Source organism: Rossellomorea sp. FS2 (assembly GCF_047915635.1).
Classification (GTDB): Bacteria; Bacillota; Bacilli; order Bacillales; family Bacillaceae_B; genus Rossellomorea; species Rossellomorea marisflavi_A.
This window is the reverse complement of the sequence record NZ_JBLRVS010000007.1, coordinates 410148-431780: the sequence shown is the minus strand read 5'-3', so window position 1 is coordinate 431780 and position 21633 is coordinate 410148. Positions and strand designations below refer to the sequence as shown.

Sequence of the window (21633 nt, the reverse complement as noted above, 5' to 3'; positions counted from 1 at the left end):
AAAGACCGGAAGAAGGCGCACCTTCTTCCGGTCTTTTTGCGTTTAATGATGATGTCCGCTGCCTCCGCTTTGCTGTGGAGCGTTCCCGTTCAGGGCCTCGATATCTGCTTTTGACAGTTCACCGACGGCAAGGGGTTTGGTCGGCATGATGGTGGAGCCGTTACTGCCGGCGTGGACCTTTACATAATACAGCCCTTCTTCCTTCAAGTCTGTCTTGAAGGTATAGAGGCCTTTTCCTTCGTTCTCCGCTTCTTCCATCCCTTGCCGGAAGCTGCCGTCTGCCTTCCATACTTCCACATGGACGAAATTGGCGTTCTCCACTTTTTCCCCGTCCTGGGTGAGGACGATCTTGATCGGTTCCTTACTGGTGTAAGGGTCTGGCAGGGTCACGTCGGCCTCTAGAGGGAATTCCTGCTTGTACAGGTCGGCTGCGTCCTCTTTAGGGGCACATGCCCCCAATAGGAGCAGGATCAGGATAAAAGGCAGTAGTTTCAACAGGTATCTCATAAGTCGTCTCCTTTCTTACGCCGCTCCGAGGAATTCTTTTACCTTGGGTATACGTCTGATGATGAGCCAGTCCAGGATCCAGACGACGATGAGACTCAATCCTACCAGCGGGAAGATGATCCCGAGTGCGATCATGACGGCGAGGAACGCCCTGAACCTCCAGATGCTTGGTCCCTTCGGTGCGCCCATCTCATGCTTCGGCTTCCGCTTCAGCCACAGATAGAATCCGCTCACGACCACAAGGATGATTCCAAGGCAGATGAGAAGGCTGAGAATCTGATTGAAAATCCCGAACTGTGTCCCTTTGTGCAGGGTGATGCCGAGTGCCACGGCTTTTCCGACAGGACCGTAATGGTCATACCGGTAATCGGCAAGGACCGCACCGGAATACTGATCGATATGGATCGTCAATTCATCCTGCGCCCTGGCAGGAAATGCCGAAAGGGTATACACGCCTGTCGGGTCCTGAGGGATGTACACCGTGTAGCTCGGATCAATATCCTGATTGTTGGCGATGTCGACTACGTCGTTGATGGAGAGGGGAGTGTATCCTTCAAGGGCTGATTTGGGAACGTCCAGGTTTTCTGCGCCCCATGGTACTTCAGCGATTTCCTTCGTTTTCACTTCTGATTGAGGTGCACTTCCCGTCCAGACCGATGGAGGGTAGCCTGCGCCTGAATTGGTGACGGCATTCTGGAAGTTCGTCCCCCAGAATCCTGACCACGGCAGTCCCGTCAGGATCAGGAACAGCATCCCTGCTGTGATCCAGAACGCAGGGACGGCATGAAGGTCACGGCGGAAGATTTTCTTCCCTTTATTGAACCGCGGGAACAAGACCCCTGACAGTTTGTCCTTTTTCCGCGGGAACCAGAGAAAGAGTCCCGTTACGATGAGGACGACCGCCCAGCAGGCAGCAAGCTCCACGATCCGGTCGCCAAGTGTACCGGCCATCAATTCTCCGTGGATCTCTTCAATTTTGTTCATGATCCGGTCATCGGCCTTCAGTTCACCGAGGGATTTGCCTGTGTAGGGATCGATGAATACAGTGGATGACCCTTCTTCTGTACTGATGCCCACTTCGCTGGAGCGATCGGCGCTTTCTCCCGGTCGATAGGAGGTTACGGTGGCATCGGGATGAAGTTTTTTCACTTCTTCGATCTGATCGGCAGGTGCGATCTTGTCACCTTGGGGCTGGACATCGTAGTACTGGTTGTACAGAACACCCTCGATCTGCGGTTTGAAGAGATAAATCGAACCGGTCACCGCCAAAATGAATAGAAAGGGAGCGAAGATGACCCCTGCGTAGAAATGCCATCTCCAGATCGTTTGATAAGGAGATTTTTTAGATTGGTTTTTCATATGTAGACTCCTTTGTTATGAGTGACAGCAGCCATTCCCTTGCATCGTATCCGAAATGGCATGAATGGCCTCTTCGAATGAATGTAAGTTGCCGCCGAATCCAGTTTGGAATTTTTCTGCGTGCAGGGGTGAACCGAAGGCCATGACCTGTGGCTGACAGCAGTTCAGATTCACCTCGGCCCCAATGAGGAACGTGGCGGTCTTGGCACTGATTGTCGCATCCGTCAAAAAATCACGGCACAGGATCTGCACGACCTCATCACGGATATCGTTGAAGCGGAGGAGCCCGCAATGTGGACAGCAAGTTTGTTCAACACGGTGATTCGTCTTCACGATCTGCACGGAGTGTCTCGTTCCGATGGACTTCATGCAAAGGCTGCACCCGTTCGCAGGCACGTCTTGGATAGATGCGATCCCGTTAGAGGTCTTCTGTACTCTTCCTTCATCCACTAGAGGTTTGATATCCCGATAAACCGTCATCTCGGAGACACCGAGGCGCTCGCTCATTTCCGATACCTTCAAGGTTTCTTCCTCTTCAAGCCACATCAGGATCTGTTGGCGGCGTTCAATGGGAAGCATATGATCACTCCTTTTCATTCCTAATTTAAGGGTATGGGAGAAAAGGATGTGGAACAAGAAAAATGTTGATGAAAAATGTGAAAATATGTTGTCGTGTAACAAAGAAGACAAACAAACTTCTTTTTTTCCACACAAAGAAGAGCGGCGCACGCTCATGCTCCGCTCTTCTTCCATTGAATCATAGCTTGTGTGATATACTTCGCCGGCCATGAGGAGAGCATGCCGAAAATCGATGTTTCATTCAGCTCCATGCGCCTGATCTTGCTGGTGGCCTCTCCCTTTAACAATTGAACAAGCAGGTGGATGGGAATGTCTTTCGAACCGGGAGTGCCATTAATCTCTTCCGTCATTCCACGGGTGAGCTCATACCCTTTGACCTCTACCATCACATCATCCGGTGATGGGCGGTATTCCTGCGCTTTTTCTTCAAGATAGGAAAGGTGGTCTTCCAGTGTCTGCTGAAGATCTTCTCCTTCCCAGTTCATCTTAAGCAGTGAAATATCAGGAATATGGACACGGGACAGGCTCATTACATCTGGTTCCACATAGGTATCAGGCAAGCTACATTCCTTTAAGGATTGATAGATGGAAAGGATGGGATGGGAGGCTGCACGTCCCCGAAGTTGTTCTTCAAGATCCCATGCCCGTTCGATTATGCCCTCAAAAGGTGTTAACGCTGCCTTAAGGTCTTGGAGGCGGCGGATTGCGTTCACGACGTCTGTTGTTTTTTCAGCCATGGCATTGAACTGCCTTTCGATGGTGGCGATGCGTTTACGCGCCTGCTCCATATTGACCTCGGTCGGCAGGGTCACACGGTCTGTTTCCGGAGAATAGTCGATTGTGTAGTTGCACTCATGACAGGTACAGGAGAGGACGCCTTCCTTCGCTTTCAGGACAAGCTCTTTCTCATGAGCGCACATGTCCCAGCGCCAATGGGGAGGAACGCTTCTATAGGGGCGAAGGACGATCTCCACCCGGTGTCTCCAGAAGGCCACATCCTCCGGTGAATTCAACAGGCCGAGAAGGGAAGAGGTATTAAGGACTTCCACTGCCTGAACGACGTCCTGTTTAGTACGTGCCAACCGGATGAAAGGATGCCGGGAATAGGCCGACCGGATCGACTCCAGCCACTCGTTCCTCTCCCGCTGCTGAAGGATGGCGGCGAACGAGTAATCAGTCATCACACGTTGCACATGATCCCCCAGCTCTTGAGCAGAAAGGGTTTCATATTCCACGGTATAAAAGGATTCCTTTTCTATGGGTAGCCCCCGCTGGTCGGAATGCTTTTTCCACAGGAAGGATTCAGGTTTGATGAGATGGGGATAGAGCTCTTCCTTTCGATAAATCGGGACGGGGAGTCGCGTACCACTGATGTCCGGAAAGAAAGCCTGTATGATATTTCCCTGCTCGATGATCCCATCGACCGCGTGTTGAAGGCGGCTCAGGATAGCCCGCTGCTTCTTATGTCCGATGGACCTGACTTCAGGGAATTTCCTGCCGACGGGAATGATCAGGAGGGAGGGATAGTCATTTAATTCAACATATCTCATAATGGGTCACCTCGTCTTAGTCTGTATCCCACATTATAATTTCCTGTCTTGCCGGAAGCGAATGTGCATGTGCAAAAAAAGAGCAGTCCTGTTCAAGGACTGCTCTGATCTTATGCTTCTTCAGCGAATAGACGGGCGATTTCCACGATGACGTTCACCGATTTCTCCATATTGTCCACGGAGATGAATTCGAACTTTCCGTGGAAGTTCTCTCCGCCTGTGAAGATATTCGGGGTCGGGAGTCCCATGTAGGAAAGCTGGGAACCGTCTGTTCCGCCGCGGATCGGCTCGACGATCGGGACGATGCCGTGGTTGGTCATGGCTTTATATGCCGTATCGACAATGAATTTCACGGGCTCGATCTTCTCGCGCATGTTGTAATACTGATCTTTCAAGGAGAGGGAAACGCGCTCTTCCCCGTATGTTTCCTGAAGTTCTTTCACGATGGAGGTCATAAGCTCCTTCCGCGCGGTGAATTTCTCGCGGTCGAAATCCCTGATGATATACGTGAGGGTCGTCTTTTCCACATCGCCCTCAAAGGAGAGGAGGTGGAAGAAGCCTTCATATCCTTCCGTATACTCAGGTGCTTCCTCTCTAGGCAGTCTGCTCTGGAGCTCCATGGCGATCTTCATGGAATTGACCATCTTGCCTTTGGCCGTCCCCGGATGGATGTTCGTCCCGTTGATGGTGATAACGGCACCTGCCGCGCTGAAGCTTTCGTATTGCAGCTCACCGAGTGGGCCTCCGTCGACGGTATAGGCATACTGTGCATTGAATCGCTCTACGTCGAATCGATGAGGGCCGCGTCCGATCTCTTCATCCGGTGTGAAGGCGACACGGATCCGTCCGTGTTCAATTTCAGGGTGTTTTACGAGGTAGTCCATGGCGGTCATGATCTCGGCGATGCCGGCTTTATTATCGGCACCAAGGAGCGTCGTTCCATCCGTTGTGATCAAGGTATGGCCATGATAGTTTCCGAGGTTCGGAAATTCATGGGGTGATAGCGTGACGCCTCGGTCCTCATTCAGGACGATCTCGCCTCCGTCATATTCTTCATGAATCTGCGGATTGACATTCTTCCCGGTAAAGTCCGTCGCCGTATCCACATGCGCCAGGAATCCGATTGTTGGTACATCCTTTTTCGTATTGGCTGGCAGGGTGGCCATCACATATCCAAAGTCGTCCATGGAGGCATCGCTCAACCCGATCGACTTCAACTCTTCAACAAGCTTTTTCCCGAGTTCGAGCTGTCCGGGAGTGGAGGGGCAAGATTCATTTTGTTCGTTGGACTGGGTATCCATTTTCACATAGGACGTAAAGCGTTCAATGATTTCCTGCTTCAATGTTCATTTCCCCTTTCGATTATGTACTCCTACCATTATATCAAACTGTGTCCTTTGAAGCGGGGAAGGAGTCTTCCGCTAAATGTCTCCTTTTCTATTATTCCATAAAGTGTTAGAATTTTCTGCATCGGGGTGATGCGGGAGGGATGCAGATATGGAGAACAGATGGCCCCTCGAGCGGAAGATCATGGTGCTGGTCTGTACGCTGATCACGATCATCATGCTGATGGTGACGGTGGTGTATATGTATTTTGAGCGCAAGCAGGCACAGGACATCGTCGGCCAGCAGGCCCTTACAACGGCATTGACCGTATCAGAGATCCCGGTCGTGAAACGGGTGCTAAGTGAAAATGCAAACGCTTCAGATATGCAGCGCGTGGTAGAAACAATCCGAGAGAAATCAGGTGCCGAGTTCATCGTCATAGGCGATGTGGATGGCATCCGCTACACCCATCCCACAAGGGAAAAGATCGGGAAGGCAATGGTCGGAGGCGACAACGATGAGGCACTGATCAATGGGAAAAGCTATGTTTCCATGGCTGAAGGATCCATCGGGGAATCGGTCCGTGGAAAAACGCCGATCGTCAATGAAGCAGGTGAGATCATCGGTGTTGTATCGGTTGGATTCCTCCTCTCGGAAATCGACTCCACCTATCAGGAAGGATTGATCGGCATCCTTTTGTGGCTCCTGTTCATCTTTATGATTGGGGTCGGAGGGAGTCTTATGCTGACCCGAAATATACGGAAAGACACATTCGGACTCGAGCCTTATCAGATTGCCAGGATCTACAAGGAGAGGGGGGCCGTGCTTGAAGCGATCAGTGAAGGGGTCATGGCGACGGATCAGGATGGCCGGGTCACCCTCGTCAACCAGTCGGCAAAAGAGATTCTCGGCATCTCGGAAAATGCAATCGGTCACCCCATCCAAGCTGTCCTTCCGGGGTCCACGATCGCCCGTGTCATGGAACGTGAAGCAGCGGAAGGACAATATGAAACCGTGTATGATGGCCAGCAGCTTGTGGTCCGTTATAAGAGGGTCGACGATGAGGGGCGCTACGGGGGAAAGGTCGCAAGCTTCCAGCGCCGCTCGGAAATACAGGAGCTCATCAGCACGTTATCGGAGGTACAGCAGTACTCCCATGACCTTCGTGCCCAGACCCACGAGTATACAAATAAGCTGTATGCTATATCAGGATGGCTTCAGCTCGGTAAGGTCACGAAAGCGATGGCCTTCATCCATGATGAAACAGGTCAGCAGAAGGCATATGAACGCGTGTTGTTCGAGCAGATCCACGATCCGACGATTCAAGCTGTATTGATCGGGAAGCTGTCAAAGGCCTCTGAGAAAAAAATAGCCTTCGCCCTGGATGAGACGAGCTCCATCGAATATGAATGGCCTCAGGATGCCGCCTCCCCCCTGGTGACGATCATAGGGAATATCATCGACAATGCCTTTGAAGCAGTGGCGGGTCAACCTGAACCCTGGGTACAGGTGTATACGACGGATATCGCAGATGATCTGATCCTGGAGGTATCCGATAATGGAAAAGGCATCCCGCCTGAGTTGATGGAACGGATCCATGAGCAGGGATTCACGACAAAAGAAGGCAGCGACAGAGGGTTTGGCATGTCCCTCGTCCACGCATCACTGCGTGAGCTGGGGGGGAGTTTGGAGATCGCATCCGATGAACAGGAAGGGACGGTCGTGACCGTCTATATTCCGAAAGGAGGAAGTACTCAGTGAAGGTCCTTATTGCAGAAGATGACTACCGTGTAGCAGACATCCATCATCAGTTCCTGGAAAGGGTCGGGGGCCTGCAGGTTCTTGCTTCGGCTACCACTGCGGGGGAAACGCTAAGGCTGGCAGGGGAGCTGAAGCCGGATCTGCTCCTTTTGGATGTGTATCTACCTGACAGTCTTGGGATCAGCATCATCGGCCCTCTAAGGGAACAATGTCCAGATCTTCAGATCATCCTGATTACGGCGGCGACGGACCGGGAGATCCTGACCAAGGCGTTGAATCACGGGGTCGTCGATTACTTGATCAAGCCTATTGAGCTCGGACGCCTGTCTGAGGCCGTTTCGCGGGCTGCGCAGACCCGGCATGTCCTCAAGGGAAGCGAAGATGTGAATCAAGCCCTCATTGACCGACTGTTCCGGTCCGAGACGTCTTCTCCGCCGGAGGCTCTACCGAAAGGAATCGATCAGCTGACGCTTGAAAAGGTCAAGGAGCTTCTTGGTCAACAGAAAGAAGGAATCACGGCGGAAGCCCTCGGGAAGCTGTTCGGGGCTTCCAGGACGACTTCCCGTCGGTATCTTGAATACCTTATATCAATCAAAGAAGCTGAAGCAGAGCTCGTTTACGGGATTGTGGGTCGTCCGGAAAGGAAATACAAACGAAAATAATCAAAGCGGTTTTGAAAAGGAGGAATCTTTTTCAAAACCGCTTTTTTGTGAACTTTATGAACACAAAAGGCAAAAAGGACTCTAAGAACTTTAAATTGGAAACGGTTACAAAATTGTGAACACCCCGTAGAATGAGTGAAAAATGGCAAGGAGGCGCTAGTGTTGCGAAAACGATTGATTGTACTTATCACATTCGGCCTCATTCTGATGACAGGCTGTTCCCTTCCCGTCCAAAAAGGGTCGGTCAATGCAGATGGTGAATGGGAACCGGACCGCTCCATTGAAGTCATCGCCCCGGCAGGAGCAGGAGGTGGATGGGACACCACCGCCAGGATGATTGCGAAAAGCATTGAAGATGAAAATCTATCAGATCGTAGCTTCGGTGTCGTCAATAAGCCGGGCGGCGGAGGAGCAGTAGCCTGGTCGTATATCCACAAGCGGAATGATCCCCACAACATTTTCATCAGCTCACCCCCGTTACACTTTGTAGCACTGAACGGGCAATCCCCTTATGGCTACGAAGATTTCACGCCCATTGCCAATCTGATTGCAGATTACGGAGCATTTGCTGTAAGAGCAGATGCCAAATGGGACACACTCGATGAGCTGTTTGACGATATGAGAAAGGATCCGGAGAGCGTGACGGTCGTTGGAATCTCATCTCCCGGAAGTATGGACCATATTCAATTCATCATGTTTGCCCAGGCGGCAGGTGTGGACATCACCAAGATCCGATATGTATCAGATCAGGATGGAGGCTCCATGACGGCCGTACTCAATGGCAGTGTCGATGTCGTCTCGACAGGGGTATCCGATGCCATGGATCAGGCGCGAGCCGAGAAATTGAAGATCCTCGCAGTCACCTCTCCTGAACGACTCTCAGGTGACGAATTCCTCGAAACCCTTCCGACTGCAAAGGAGCAGGGCATTGATGCCGAATTCATCGTATGGCGGGGATTATTCGGACCACCCGATATGACCGAGGAGCAGATTGCCTATTATGAAGACATTGCGAAGGGTGTATCCGATTCAGAATCCTTTGACAGGGTCAGGAAGACATACGGCTGGGATGAGCAGTATATGGGTAGCGAAGAATTCAAGTCCTTCCTAGATGATCAAGCGGAAGATCTGGCCGATGTTCTGGATGAACTTGGATTCAAGAGAGATTAGGAGGAGAAGGTGAAATGAAAGTAACGGTGAATAAAGGTATTTCCATTGTATTGATGCTAGTAGCGATCACGTATTTGATCATGTCCTTCCTTCTTCCCGAATATCCCTTTGTTCCGGTGGATGCCGACCTTATCCCAAAAATCCTGGGCTTTTGTCTTCTAATTCTATCCGTCTGCTTTTTCTTCAGTAAGGATCTGGATACGGAAGAGCAAAAGGCCAAACGGGTTATTCCACGGAAAGAAGTCCTCATGCTGTTGGCTATCATGGGTCTTATTTTGATCTATATCACCTTCCTTGAGGTGGCAGGCTTCATCATCATGACGACAGCTTTCATCATCGTTTGTTCCAGAGTGCTGGGATATAAGAAGTGGGTACCGAATATCTTGACGGCAATCGTCTTCTCCGGAAGTGCCTACAGTCTTTTTAATTATGCTTTATCCATCCGTCTACCGGCAGGGATCTTGCCGTTTTAATGAGAGAGAGAAAGGAGTGAACGTATGGGTTCGTTTGATGGATTGCTGCAAGGCTTTCAGGTAGCCTTCAGTTTACAAGGAATTATGTTTGTATTTATCGGGGTCTTGATTGGAACGATCATTGGAATGATCCCTGGGCTCGGTCCGATCAGTGCGATTGCGATTATGATCCCGGTCACTTACGGGATGGACCCCACCATTGCCCTCGTCATGATGGCCGGTGTGTATTATGGATCCATGTACGGAGGATCGACTTCTTCGATCCTACTGAATGCTCCCGGGGTTGCCGGGACGGTTGCGACGGCTTTTGACGGCTATCCCATGGCCCAGCAGGGGAAGGCGGGGAAAGCCCTTGCGATTTCCGCCATCGCTTCCTTTGTCGGAGGGACGGTCAGCGTCATTCTTTTGATGCTGTTTGCCCCGGTGTTGGCAAGCGTGGCCATCATTTTCGGACCGCCCGAATACTTTGCCCTCATGTTGCTTGGCTTGACGGCCATTTCCAGTCTTTCGGACGGTTCGACCCTCAAGGCACTCACGTCAGCGGTCCTCGGCTTCATGGTCGTGACCATCGGGATCGATTCCCAAACGGGTACGAGCCGTTTTACCATGGGGAACGTCAACCTTCTCGATGGGATTGATTTTCTGGTCATCGCCCTTGGCGTCTTTGCCCTGGCTGAAGTCTGCTTCCTCATCCTCAACCGCAAGGCGAAGATGAGCGACTTCAAGAATATCGGCAGTTTGAAGCTGTCAAAAGAAGATTTCAAAGAGATGAAAGGCCCGATGACGAGACAATCCTTCATCGGCTTCCTCCTGGGTGTGCTGCCTGGAGCAGGCGCCACCATTTCTTCCTTTGTTGCCTATATTTCCGAGAAGAAGCTTGCGAAGAAACCGGAAGAGTTCGGGAAAGGCTCCATCAAGGGTCTTGCAGCCCCCGAGACGGCAAATAACGCTGCCACGAGCGGGGCGTTCGTACCGCTGCTCAGCCTCGGGATCCCGGGTTCCGGGACGACTGCCGTCATGCTCGGTGCGTTCCTTGTCCTCGGCGTCCAGCCGGGCCCCCTTCTCATGACGGAAAATCCGACGATCTTCTGGGGAGTCATTGCGAGTATGTATGTTGGGAATGTATTCTTGTTGATTCTTAACCTCCCGCTGATCCCATACTTTGTAAAGATCCTTTCTGTACCGCGTCCGCTGCTGATTGCTCTCGTAATCATTTCCAGCTTGGTCGGGGTATATGCCGTCAGCTTCAGTACATTTGATCTTTATTTACTGGTGATCTTCGGGATCATCGGATATCTGATGAGGATCTTTGCCTTCCCTGCTGCCCCCTTCATCCTGGCCTTCATCCTCGGAGGCATGATGGAACAGGCACTGAGGCAATCCTTGACCATATCCGGCGGGAACTGGAGCATCTTCTATACAAGTCCGCTGGCTGTATCCCTCTTTGTTATTGCCATCCTGGCGCTTATCGTTCCGGCTTGGCGTCAGCGAGTGAGGCGGCAAAAGGAAGATACGACTGTGAATATGTAACGAAAATAGAGCCCTTTCCTAATGGGGCTCTTTTCTGTGTTTGCGTCACTCTTCGGATAGCGTATAGTTCACCCGTGCGAACAGGTTATTCACTTCCTGCCTTGTTTGATCGTAGAGGGCCTTGAATTCTTCTTTATCCTGCTCGGGCTTTTGATAGAGTCCCAGTTTTCCCCACAGGGCATGGACCGTACGTATACTTTCGTATAACTCATAATCCAGTGGCGTCTGGGGAGACGGGAAAAGCACCATCGGATCACCGATTCGCTTGAACTCTGCCTGAGCCGTCTTGAATTGTTCCGTATCGTACTCATCCTGTTCGATGGCATACTGGAGATAGTTCATGGGAACCGATAGCAGGATGGTCATCTGGATGATGCCACGTTCCATATTGGTTGCTTCCTCCCATGATCTGTATTCGATCCCTTCCTTTCCTTGAAGCTGAACGGGAGGATGGTCGATAAAAAGCTGATAGGCGATTTCAATCTCTTCTGGATCCTGGAGCTTATAGGAAAGATTTTCGGAAAGATCAATGAAGGTATCGCTGAAGTTCATCACATTATCTATATTACCCGTACGCATGATGCGTATGGGATCCTCATCCAGGTCGAATCGGATCATATTGTTCTCATCCGTGAAGTCCCGGGCAAGCTCCTTATCGGTATGCACATGTTTGAAATTTCCATCCTCTCCGTATGGGGATTCCATAGGGACTGTCGGGATCTTCAACTCTTCCGGTGTCAGCTCGTCGAAGGTTTTCAGCGGCTGCTCTTGCTCCGGCTCATCCGTCTCCGCTGTTGAAGCGCTTGTTTCCTTTTCATTTGTAGCCTTCTCCGCTTCTGAAACATTTGCCTTTTTTTCATCGGATGCAGCTTCAGTCTTTGAAGCTGTCTCTTTCTTTTCACCCAATCCGCAGGCGGTCAGCAACACGCATGCCACCAGGATCACCATCCATTTCTTTACCATCGAATTCCCTCCTGTGTTCTTGATCCTCCAGGACCCTGTTAATATGGAATATAGTGTAAAAAACCAACATCTTTCCTTTTATACCCAGATTCCCAAAAAGAAAACGCTCTGTGGAAGAGGTGGGATATATAAAACTAGTAAAAAGGATTGACATCCTTAAAGACCTGTGGCAAAATAAAGTAACCGTTTACAACTAACGATATAAAACAGGATTGTTACTGCTTCGGGCAGGCAAAACCTAAATTTGCTGGTTACCTTTTGAGGTGACGTGTGGGCAGATTTGGGTTATTTTTGTTTCAGGGAATATGGATGGACGGGGCGAAGAGATATGGAGATTAGTAAAGTCATCAATAATAATGTGGTCCTGACCCACGACGATCAAGGGAAAGAACTGGTGGTCATGGGACGGGGACTGGCCTTCAAGAAGCGGCCGGGCGATCAGGTGGATACCGGACTGGTGGAGAAGACCTTCGTACTTGAGGGAGAAGGCGTATCTGCCAAACTTGCAGAGCTTTTGGCAGACGTGTCGGAGAAGTATCTCGTACTCTCTGAGAAAATCATGACGATGGCTGCGATGAAGCTCGGGGTCAAGCTGGATGACTATCTGTATGTCGCCTTGACCGACCATTTGAGCTTTGCCATCACCCGCTACAAGCAAGGAATCAAGCTTCAGAATGCTCTCGCATGGGAGATCAAGAAGTACTACCGGAAAGAATACCAAACCGCACTTGAGGCACTGACGATCATCGAGGAAGAGACAGGGATCATGATGGATGAGAATGAGGCTGCGTCCATTGCCATGCACCTTGTGAACAGTCAAGTGTCCGGTGAAGGACTTGAATCCATCTCCAAAGTCGTGACGACGGTCAACGATATCTTGACCATAGTGAAGTATCACTTCAATGTGACACTCGATGAAGAATCCATGAATTACGAGCGCTTTCTCACCCATCTCCGCTTCTTTGCATGGAGGCTCATGAAAAAGGAGCAGATCGTCGAGGAGCAGAATGACGACTTTTTCTATCAGCAGGTCGAGCGTCAATATCCACAGGCATTCGAGTGCTCAGGGAAGATTGCCGTCTACATCCAGAAGGAGCTCCACTGGGTATTATCAAAAGACGAACGCATATACCTCACACTTCATATCCATCGCGTGACATCACGTCATGCGATGCAGCATAGTCCAAGAGGATAGTTACTGGTCAAGCAGGCTAAACCTAGGTGACAGCAAGGGAAAAACATTGTTTTTTCTTTGCCGTTGTCTAGGTTTTTCTTTTTAAAAAATCAATGCTTTTAAATAAAGGAGGTTTTCACAATGGATTTCGCAAAAACAGCAGAACTGATCATCCGTCATATCGGCGGGGAACAAAATGTCGCCTCGCTCGTGCATTGTGCCACAAGGCTCAGGTTCAAACTGAATCAGCGTGAAAAAGCAGACAAAAAGGCCATCATGGCACTTGATGGTGTAGTCACCGTCATGGAAAGCGGCGGTCAATTCCAAGTAGTCATCGGAAATGACGTCTCCCACGTCTACCGTGAGATCGGGAAACAAACATCCCTCCTATCGGATACGTCTTCAAAACAGACGGACGGAGAAGGGGATAAAGGATCTGCAGTCGGCAGAGTCATCGATATCATTGCCGGGATCTTCACACCGCTTCTTGGCATCATGGCCGGCGCAGGTGTTCTGAAGGGGGTCCTTCAGATTTTGACGAGCACCGGGGTGATGACTCCGGATAATACGACGTATATCATTCTATATGCTGCAGCGGACAGCCTATTTTACTTCTTGCCTGTGTTGTTAGCGTTTACAGCCGCGAGGAAATTTGATGCGAACCCATTCATTGCCGCTACGATTGCCGGGGCGTTGATCTATCCGTCCATCATTGAACTGGCCAACGGGAACGTTGAAACCACGTTCTTCGGCATCCCTGTCGTGATGATGAAATACTCATCAACTGTCATCCCGATCATCCTGGCGGTCCTCGTCATGGGGTATTTCGAGCGATTCCTTAACCGCAGGATCCATCAGTCCGTGCGTACATTCATTACGCCATTTGTCTTGTTGGTTACGATCCTGCCGTTGACGCTTCTCGCCTTTGGACCGTTCGGTGTGTATGTGGGGAATGGAATTGCAGCAGGCATCCTCTATGTATTCTCACTGAGCCCGATCATTGCCGGTGCCATTGTCGCCATGTCCTGGCAGGTACTTGTCATCTTCGGTGTTCACTGGGGGATCATTCCGATTTTCATCAACAATATCACCGTACAAGGCTATGATAACGTCAAGCCTGTAACCGCTCCGGCTATCTTTGCACAAGCAGGGGCAGCCCTTGGCGTCATGCTGAAGACGAAGAACAAAAAACTTAAGGCCCTCTCTGGTTCGACTGCGATCACCGGTCTATTCGGGATCACGGAACCAATCGTATACGGTGTCACCCTGCCGCTGAAAAAGCCATTCATCATGGCCACGATCAGTGCAGGTGTCGGGGGAGCCATCGTCGGCTATTCCCAAAGCGCCGCCATCGCTACGGGCCCTCCGGGATTATTGACCCTCCCGATCTTCTATGGCGAAGGCTTCATCGGCTTGATCATCGGGATCTCTGTATCCTTTATCTTGTCCATTGCCCTTACGTATATTGTCGGCTTTAAGGATCCCGTGGAAGAAGGGACGGACCAGGAAGTTTCTACTGATCAACACGTCACGCCATCTTCCACTATCGGCGCCGTCAGCCCGCTGACAGGCATCGTGATGCCCCTGTCTGACGTCAAAGATGCCGCCTTCTCTACAGAAGCCCTTGGAAAAGGAGTCGCCATCCTTCCGACAGAAGGCAAGCTGTACTCTCCGGTCACGGGTGTGATTGGCACCTTGTTCCCATCGAAGCACGCCGTCGGGATTGTAGGAGACGATGGAGCAGAGATCCTCGTCCATGTGGGTCTCAACACCGTCCAGCTGAATGGTGAGCATTTCACCGCACATATCGCCCAGGGGGACCGCGTCGAAGCGGGTCAGCTCCTTGTGGAATTCGATGTGAAGGCGATCCAGGAAGCCGGGTATGACCTGTCCACGCCGATCGTCGTGACCAATACGAATGAATTCATGGACGTCCTCTCAGAAGAACCGGGGGACATCAAAGCAGGAGCACGCCTGCTATCTTATATGAAAGAAAAGGAGCGAGTGTCATGACAACGACTACATTTCCAAAATCCTTCCTTTGGGGAGGGGCCATTGCAGCAAACCAAGCAGAAGGAGGATACCGCGAAGGCGGGAAGGGGTTGACCAACGTCGACCTCCTTCCACGCGGTGAAGAGAGATTCTCCTATATGAAAGGGAATATCCCACACCTGGAACTTCAAGATGACCTTTACTACCCGTCACATGAAGCCATTGATTTTTATCATCGCTACAAAGAAGATATCAAGCTGTTTGCCGAGATGGGCTTTACATGCCTTCGGGTGTCTGTATCTTGGGCAAGGATCTTCCCGAACGGGAACGACGCTGAGCCGAATGAAGAAGGATTGACATTCTATGAAAACCTCTTCGCAGAGCTCAGAGCGAACGGAATCGAACCCGTTGTAACCATCGCCCATTTCGATGTACCTGTCCATCTGATTGAAACGTTCGGAAGCTGGAAGGGCCGTGATCTCGTCGAATTCTACGAAACGTATGCCCGCACTCTTTTCAATCGTTTTAAAGGAACCGTGAAATATTGGATGACGTTCAATGAAATCAATATGCTTTTCCATCTGCCTTTCCTTGGGGCAGGAATCGTGTTCAAAGAAGGTGAAAACCGGGATCAGGTCCTCTATCAGGCTGCTCATCATCAGCTTGTCGCTAGTGCCCTTGCCGTGAAGGCACTCCATGAGATCGATCCGGAGGCACAGATCGGGTGCATGCTGGCCGCAGGTGTCACGTATCCGTACTCCTGTAATCCGGAAGATATCTGGGCGGGAATCGAACGTAATCGCGAATCCTACTTCTTCATCGACGTTCAGTCCCGTGGAGCGTATCCGGGCTATGCGAAGCGCTTCTTCCGGGAGCAGGAGTGGGATCTCCAGATGGAAGAAGGAGATGAAGACATCCTCAAGGCTCATACGGTGGATTACATCGGATTCAGCTATTACTCCAGCCGCACGATCAGCCGTGATCCCGAAATCCTCGGGAAGATGACGGCAGGCAATGTGTTCCCTTCGGTCAAAAATCCTCATTTGAAAACATCGGAATGGGGATGGACGATCGATCCAAAAGGGATCCGGATTACGGCCAATCAATTGTATGATCGCTATCAAAAACCATTATTCGTCGTGGAAAACGGCCTCGGAGCCATCGACGAGCCCGGCGCAGATGGGGAAATCAACGATGCCTATCGAATCGATTATCTCTCAGCCCATCTCCGCGAGCTGAACGAAGCAATCAAGGACGGAGTCCAACTGCTGGGCTACACATGCTGGGGACCGATCGATATCGTCAGCGCCTCAAGCGGCGAAATGAAAAAACGTTATGGCTATATCCATGTGGACAAAGACAACGAAGGCAATGGCACCCTCAACCGTTCTAAGAAGGCCAGCTTCGACTGGTACAGACAGGTGATCGAGACGAATGGAGCGTCATTGGAGAACGAAACCGTCAAAAGTTGAGCGGTTAATTTCCCTCATCCCATTGACAACAGGAGCTAAATCCTGAATAATTATTATATTGAGAAAATTAAATAGCGATATTCCTTATTAAGAGTGGTGGAGGGACTGGCCCTGTGAAACCCGGCAACCGCTGTTCAAACTTGAACAGAATGGTGCTAAATCCTTGAACGAGATTCGTTCGGAGATGAGGAAGAGACGAGAATCATAAGGCTCTTCCTTTTACCGGGAAGGGCCTTTTTATATGAAAAAAGGGAGAGGATTCAGATGACACACGTACAGACAAAAGGTAAGAAAGCAATAAAAGCCCCGTTCCGGGCAGATCAGGTGGGCAGCCTGCTGAGGTCGGAGCGGATCAAGGAAGCACGCGAACGGAGAGGGAATGGAGAGCTATCCGCAGCTGAACTCCGACGAATCGAGGATGAAGAAATCATCCGCATCGTCGACAAGCAAAAGGAAATCGGCCTCCAAGTCGTGACCGATGGTGAATTCAGGAGGGCGTGGTGGCACTTCGACTTCCTTGAAGGTCTCGATGGCGTCGAAGGATATGAATCGGACCAGGGGATCAAGTTCCATAACACGACGACCAAGGCACGTGGCATCAAAGTGACGGGAAAAGTGGACTTCACGGATCATCCGATGCTGAAAGACTATGAATTCCTTCATGGCATTGCAGGCGATCACACTGCCAAGATGACGATTCCGAGTCCAAATATGCTTTTCTTCAGGGGGAAAATTGAAACGGACGTATACGGAGATGACTTGGAGGCATTCCATCGGGATGTAGCCGAAGCCTACAAAAAGGCGATCCGTGCTTTCTACGATGCAGGCTGCCGCTATCTGCAGCTCGACGATACGGCATGGTCGGTATTCTTCTCGAAACAGGGACATGAGCAGATCAAGGCATTTGGCCGCGAACCCGACGAACTCAGGGAATCCTTCGCCCGTACCATCAATGAGGCTGTGAAGGATCGCCCAGAGGACCTTGTCGTGACCATGCATATTTGCAGGGGGAATTTCAAATCGACATGGGCAGCTGAAGGCGGATATGAAGCGGCTGCCGAAACCATTTTCGGCGGGCTCGACCTCGACGGGCTATTCCTGGAGTTCGATGATGAGCGTTCCGGAGGCTTCGAACCGCTACGCTATGTGAAGAATCCGAATCTCCAGATCGTCCTCGGTCTTGTTACGTCCAAGCATGGAGATCTCGAGGCGACGGAAGACATCGAGGCACGGATACAGGAAGCTGCACGCTATGTGGACATCAACCAGCTCTGTCTCAGTCCCCAATGTGGATTCGCTTCAACCGAAGAAGGAAATCTGCTGACCGAAGCAGAACAATGGAAGAAGCTGCAACACGTGATCGCCATTGCCGATCGGGTGTGGGAATGAGGTTCCCATTCAGCCAGTAATCAATTAGGAGAGGGTTTCATTGCGGATACAGTATGCTCTGTTTATCCTCCTGGCAGCCATGCTGTGGGGAACAACGGGGACGGTGCAGGCATTGGCTCCTGAAGGCGTCCATCCGATTGCCATCGGAGCGGTGCGCCTGGCCATAGGAGGCTTGTTCCTCCTTCTATTATCCTTGGGAAAAATACATTGGAGAGGGTGGCCCTTGAAAGGAACCGTGGCGGCCGCTCTTTGTATGGCACTCTATCAGCCTTTCTTTTTCTCGGCAGTCAGCATGACGGGGATTGCGATCGGGACCGTGATCGCCATCGGAAGCGCCCCGGTCATAGCAGGACTCCTTGAATGGGGAATAAAAAGGAATGTCCCCCAAGCTTCCTGGTGGGCCTCCACCGCCCTGGCCATCGCAGGCTGCATCCTTCTGTTCACGAATAGAGGATCGGTCGTTGCCGACCCGCGCGGCATCCTCCTCGCACTGGGGGCGGGGGCTTCATTTGCCGGGTACACCATGATCAGCGGAACCCTTGTCAATAGAAGGGAAACACTTCCCGTGGTCGCTGTCGTGTTCATGCTGGGTGCATTCTTCCTCACGCCCTTCCTCTTCCTCTATGATCTATCGTGGCTTATGGAGGTAAGGGGAGCCGGGGTTGCCCTGCATCTCGGGGTCGTGGCAACAGGACTTGCCTATCTTCTCTTTGCACGTGGACTGGTGAAGGTGCCTGCCTCAACCGCCGTGACGCTCTCCCTCGCCGAACCCCTCACCGCCACCATGCTCGGGGTCTTTCTGATCGGCGAATCCCTTGATGCCCTGTCATGGTTGGGCGTCGGTCTCCTCCTTCTAGGGATCATGTTATTAGTGGGGAAACAGGGAGTGGAATCGGATAAAGATAAAGAACAAATGAGATCAGCTTAGGCTGGTCTATTTTCTATTAGAAACACTAATCGACAGAAATTACGAAAAAATTTAATTTCCCTCATACTTGCTCAAAGCCTTATTTAAAGCCATTTATGAGTCATTAATTGAATCAATCCACATTATAATCGGCATAGATGTAAAAAAGTTTTTTAAAAAAAGTGATCCAAATACAAAACCCTCTCGTTATCTTAGTGTAAATATAAAAAACCAGGATAAAAGGAGAGGAATACATTGAAAAAATCAAAGCTAATGAAAAAAATCGCAGCACCTGTACTTGGGCTATCCCTACTGGCCGCACCGACAGCAAGTTTCGCAGCAGAGCAACCGACAGCCGTCACTCCGGCATCAGACTTGCGTTCCACTCTTGATCAGCTTCTATCAGAGCACTTTGTGCTAGCGGTTGACGCAATGGTAAAAGATTATAACGACGCACCGGACGAAAAACAAGCCATGAAGGCACTGGATGACAACGCCAAGGATATGACGCCGGCGATCGAATCCATCTACGGTGAAGAAGGAGCGAAGGAATTCGAACGAATCTTCCGCGGACATAATGCTTACTCAGAAGACTTCGTAAAAGCCGCTCAATCTGGTGATGAAGATGCGAGAATGGCCGCTGAAAAAGAAGTGGATGAATTCGTAGAAGAGTTCTCGACTTTCCTCAGCACAGCAACGGAAGAAAATCTTCCGAAAGATGCAGCAGCTGAAGTACTGAAGGCACATGAAGAAGATGTCCTTAATGCATTCGATGCATACGTAGAAGAAGACTACAAAGGCTACTTCTCTTCATTCCGTGAAGGATATGACCGCATGTTCGATATCAGTAAAGCTCTTTCAACAGCGATCGTGACTCAAATGCCTGATAAATTCGAAGGATCAAAAGCCGATTCTGCAGCAGCTGATCTTCGTTCTACATTGAACAATCTAGCAGCAGAGCACTTTGCCCTTGCAACAATGGGAATGCAAAAAGGCGTTGACGGAGCAGCTGACTATGACTTCGCCAACTGGGCTGAAGATGAGCACACAAAAGACTTCAAAGCAGCCATTGCTTCCATCTACGGAGATGAAGGTGCAGCACAATTCGAAAAAATCTGGACTGGCGAGCACATCAATGCCCAATCTGATCTAGTAGCAGCTGTATTGGCTGATGATAAAGAAAAAGAAGAAGCAGCACGCGAAAGCTTGAGCATGTTCTCTGAAGACTTCGGTAACTTCCTAGGAACAGCAACAGAAGGAAATCTACCTGCTGAAGATGCCATCGCAGCAGTAAAAGGCCACGAAGAGCAAGTATTGAAAGCATTCGATGACTACTTGGCTGAAGACTACGATGCAAGCACTGCAGACTTCCGTGAAGGATATGCGTACATGTTCGGAGTAGGTAAAGCACTTGGAGATGCCATCGTGAAACAAAACCCTGATATGTTCGCAGGTTCCGATATGCCATCTGCTATGCCTAACACAGGTATGGGTGGAGCTGCACAAGACTCCAATGCACCAATCATGGCTTGGACAGCAGGAATCACTGCTCTACTAGCAGCTGGAGTATTCCTTATCCGCAAAAAAGTATCAAACCAACAATAATTAAATGAAGAGAGAAGGGCTTTACCGCTCTTCTCTTTTTCCTACTAGAGGTGAGAAGATGAAAAAGAGATTATTGATCGTATTGACTGTCATGCTCCTCAGCATCATAAGCTTCCAGGTATTCGCCCAAGAAAATACCACACCTCAGCAGACGTCAGAGAAAAAACAGGTGAAAGCTGAGAAAGAGACAAAGCAAAAGACGAGACCGATTGGCCACAAAGGGGAAGAATTTGTTCTTCTTGACTCTTTACAGAAGAAGAAAGCCGAGCTGGAAGAACAATTAAAGGTTCAAGAAGAGGGAATTACCCCCGTAAGGATCCAAATTCCGAGTATGGATATCGATACAAAGGTGATCCCTGTCGGACTGAAGGAATCCGGTGAAATGGATGTTCCGGAGTCTACAGAAGTGACCGGCTGGTATGACCGCGGTCCAAAGCCGGGTGGGAAGGGAAGTTCTGTTGTGGCAGGGCATGTCGACAGTAAGGAAGGTCCCGCCATCTTCTTTTACCTAAAGAACATCGAGGTCGGGGAAACGATCACCCTCACCGACGAAAACGGCAATGAGCGCACATTCAAAGTAAAATCAAAAGAGAGCTATCCTTACAATGACGCACCGATCGAAAAGATCTTCGGTCCATCGGATAAACGGAAGCTCAATGTCATCACCTGTACCGGTACGTTCGATCACGATAAGCATGAGTATCCAGATCGGTTGGTCGTGTACACCGAGCTGATCAGTGAAAAGCAGAAGCAGGAGGAAAAAACGCCTGAGCCTCCGACCGACGTCACCCAGGAATCCAATGTGATCAACTGGCATGCCGTCCGTGCAGACGATGTCATAGGCTACCGCGTCTATAAAAAATCTGCTCTTGAAGAAGAGTACACCCACGTCGCCAGCATTTCTGCCCATGAACGGAAAAGCTTCTTCGATGAGAATCATGAAGAGGGTGACTCCTATTACGTCACCACCGTCAACATCCAGGAAAACGAATCCAAGCCATCTGAAAAGGTGCCTGGGGAATAACGCATAGAAATAGAAAACAATAAGAAAAAAGCTGCCGATTACTAGAGTGGATCTCAAGTAATCGGCCGTTTTATTGTTTTTAGGAAGTAGGTTATGTGCAGCTAAAGGATTCGATCCTTTTAATACGGAGCATATATGAGGTGATTCGCTACAACGATCAGAATTACTGAGTGGATTGGAACGGAAGGCG

The 21633-nt window shown here is 50.3% G+C and carries 18 protein-coding genes and 1 riboswitch; of the genes, 12 read left to right on the top strand and 6 right to left on the bottom strand.

From position 1 onward, the window contains the following. Positions 1–42 precede the first annotated feature (42 nt). The 5 genes from ACNA6I_RS21520 to pepT all read right to left on the bottom strand — a co-directional run bounded on the left by ACNA6I_RS21520 (position 43) and on the right by pepT (position 5338). Positions 43–507 (bottom strand): FixH family protein, encoded by a 465-nt coding sequence (locus ACNA6I_RS21520; protein WP_048004707.1) that lies wholly within the window; start codon positions 505–507, stop codon positions 43–45. A 15-nt stretch (positions 508–522) separates the two neighbouring features. Further along, the gene (locus ACNA6I_RS21515) at positions 523–1866 is read right to left on the bottom strand and encodes a PepSY-associated TM helix domain-containing protein (RefSeq protein WP_416314147.1); all 1344 of its coding nucleotides are present in this window, start codon (positions 1864–1866) and stop codon (positions 523–525) included. 15 nt (positions 1867–1881) lie between these two features. Then, on the bottom strand, positions 1882–2445 hold the full coding sequence (locus ACNA6I_RS21510; protein ID WP_048004709.1) for a DeoR family transcriptional regulator: 564 nt from the start codon (positions 2443–2445) through the stop codon (positions 1882–1884). A 152-nt stretch (positions 2446–2597) separates the two neighbouring features. Next, positions 2598–3995 carry an RQC-minor-2 family DNA-binding protein gene (locus ACNA6I_RS21505; RefSeq protein WP_048004710.1) on the bottom strand — a complete coding sequence of 466 codons (1398 nt, stop codon included), beginning with the start codon at positions 3993–3995 and terminating at the stop codon, positions 2598–2600. 110 nt (positions 3996–4105) lie between these two features. Then, complete coding sequence (gene pepT / locus ACNA6I_RS21500) at positions 4106–5338, bottom strand: peptidase T (protein ID WP_048012122.1); 1233 nt, start codon at positions 5336–5338, stop codon at positions 4106–4108. Between the two features lie 154 nt (positions 5339–5492). Between pepT and ACNA6I_RS21495 the strand changes: the two genes are divergently transcribed. The 5 genes from ACNA6I_RS21495 to ACNA6I_RS21475 all read left to right on the top strand — a co-directional run bounded on the left by ACNA6I_RS21495 (position 5493) and on the right by ACNA6I_RS21475 (position 10917). Beyond that, complete coding sequence (locus ACNA6I_RS21495) at positions 5493–7082, top strand: ATP-binding protein (RefSeq protein ID WP_048004712.1); 1590 nt, start codon at positions 5493–5495, stop codon at positions 7080–7082. Then, complete coding sequence (locus tag ACNA6I_RS21490) at positions 7079–7744, top strand: response regulator (protein ID WP_148794438.1); 666 nt, start codon at positions 7079–7081, stop codon at positions 7742–7744. Before ACNA6I_RS21495 ends, ACNA6I_RS21490 begins: the two co-directional genes overlap by 4 nt. A 207-nt stretch (positions 7745–7951) precedes the next feature. After that, the gene (locus ACNA6I_RS21485) at positions 7952–8914 is read left to right on the top strand and encodes a tripartite tricarboxylate transporter substrate binding protein (RefSeq protein WP_048004952.1); all 963 of its coding nucleotides are present in this window, start codon (positions 7952–7954) and stop codon (positions 8912–8914) included. A 14-nt stretch (positions 8915–8928) separates the two neighbouring features. Further along, on the top strand, positions 8929–9387 hold the full coding sequence (locus tag ACNA6I_RS21480; RefSeq protein WP_048012120.1) for a tripartite tricarboxylate transporter TctB family protein: 459 nt from the start codon (positions 8929–8931) through the stop codon (positions 9385–9387). Positions 9388–9411: 24 nt separating this feature from the next. Then, on the top strand, positions 9412–10917 hold the full coding sequence (locus ACNA6I_RS21475) for a tripartite tricarboxylate transporter permease (protein WP_048004715.1): 1506 nt from the start codon (positions 9412–9414) through the stop codon (positions 10915–10917). 45 nt (positions 10918–10962) lie between these two features. On the opposite strand, the gene ACNA6I_RS21470 is transcribed toward ACNA6I_RS21475, so the two are convergent. Then, on the bottom strand, positions 10963–11880 hold the full coding sequence (locus ACNA6I_RS21470; RefSeq protein ID WP_416314146.1) for a hypothetical protein: 918 nt from the start codon (positions 11878–11880) through the stop codon (positions 10963–10965). 328 nt (positions 11881–12208) lie between these two features. Between ACNA6I_RS21470 and licT the strand changes: the two genes are divergently transcribed. The 7 genes from licT to ACNA6I_RS21435 all read left to right on the top strand — a co-directional run bounded on the left by licT (position 12209) and on the right by ACNA6I_RS21435 (position 21443). Next, positions 12209–13075: a BglG family transcription antiterminator LicT gene (gene licT / locus ACNA6I_RS21465; protein ID WP_048004717.1), complete on the top strand. Its 867-nt coding sequence runs from the start codon at positions 12209–12211 to the stop codon at positions 13073–13075. A 120-nt stretch (positions 13076–13195) separates the two neighbouring features. Next, entirely contained in the window at positions 13196–15067 is a 1872-nt protein-coding gene (locus tag ACNA6I_RS21460) for a beta-glucoside-specific PTS transporter subunit IIABC (RefSeq protein ID WP_048012118.1), read from the top strand. Next, entirely contained in the window at positions 15064–16518 is a 1455-nt protein-coding gene (locus ACNA6I_RS21455) for a 6-phospho-beta-glucosidase (protein ID WP_416314145.1), read from the top strand. The genes ACNA6I_RS21460 and ACNA6I_RS21455 overlap by 4 nt, the downstream gene beginning before the upstream one ends. 81 nt (positions 16519–16599) lie before the next feature. Then, a riboswitch (SAM riboswitch) is annotated at positions 16600–16709 on the top strand. Between the two features lie 73 nt (positions 16710–16782). Further along, positions 16783–17907: a 5-methyltetrahydropteroyltriglutamate--homocysteine S-methyltransferase gene (locus ACNA6I_RS21450; protein WP_048012116.1), complete on the top strand. Its 1125-nt coding sequence runs from the start codon at positions 16783–16785 to the stop codon at positions 17905–17907. Positions 17908–17947: 40 nt separating this feature from the next. Next, the gene (locus tag ACNA6I_RS21445) at positions 17948–18835 is read left to right on the top strand and encodes an EamA family transporter (protein ID WP_082824327.1); all 888 of its coding nucleotides are present in this window, start codon (positions 17948–17950) and stop codon (positions 18833–18835) included. Between the two features lie 252 nt (positions 18836–19087). After that, positions 19088–20419 (top strand): copper amine oxidase, encoded by a 1332-nt coding sequence (locus ACNA6I_RS21440; RefSeq protein WP_048012133.1) that lies wholly within the window; start codon positions 19088–19090, stop codon positions 20417–20419. Positions 20420–20477: 58 nt separating this feature from the next. Then, positions 20478–21443, top strand: coding sequence for a class F sortase (locus tag ACNA6I_RS21435; RefSeq protein ID WP_048015668.1), 966 nt, complete (start codon positions 20478–20480; stop codon positions 21441–21443). Positions 21444–21633 lie beyond the last annotated feature (190 nt).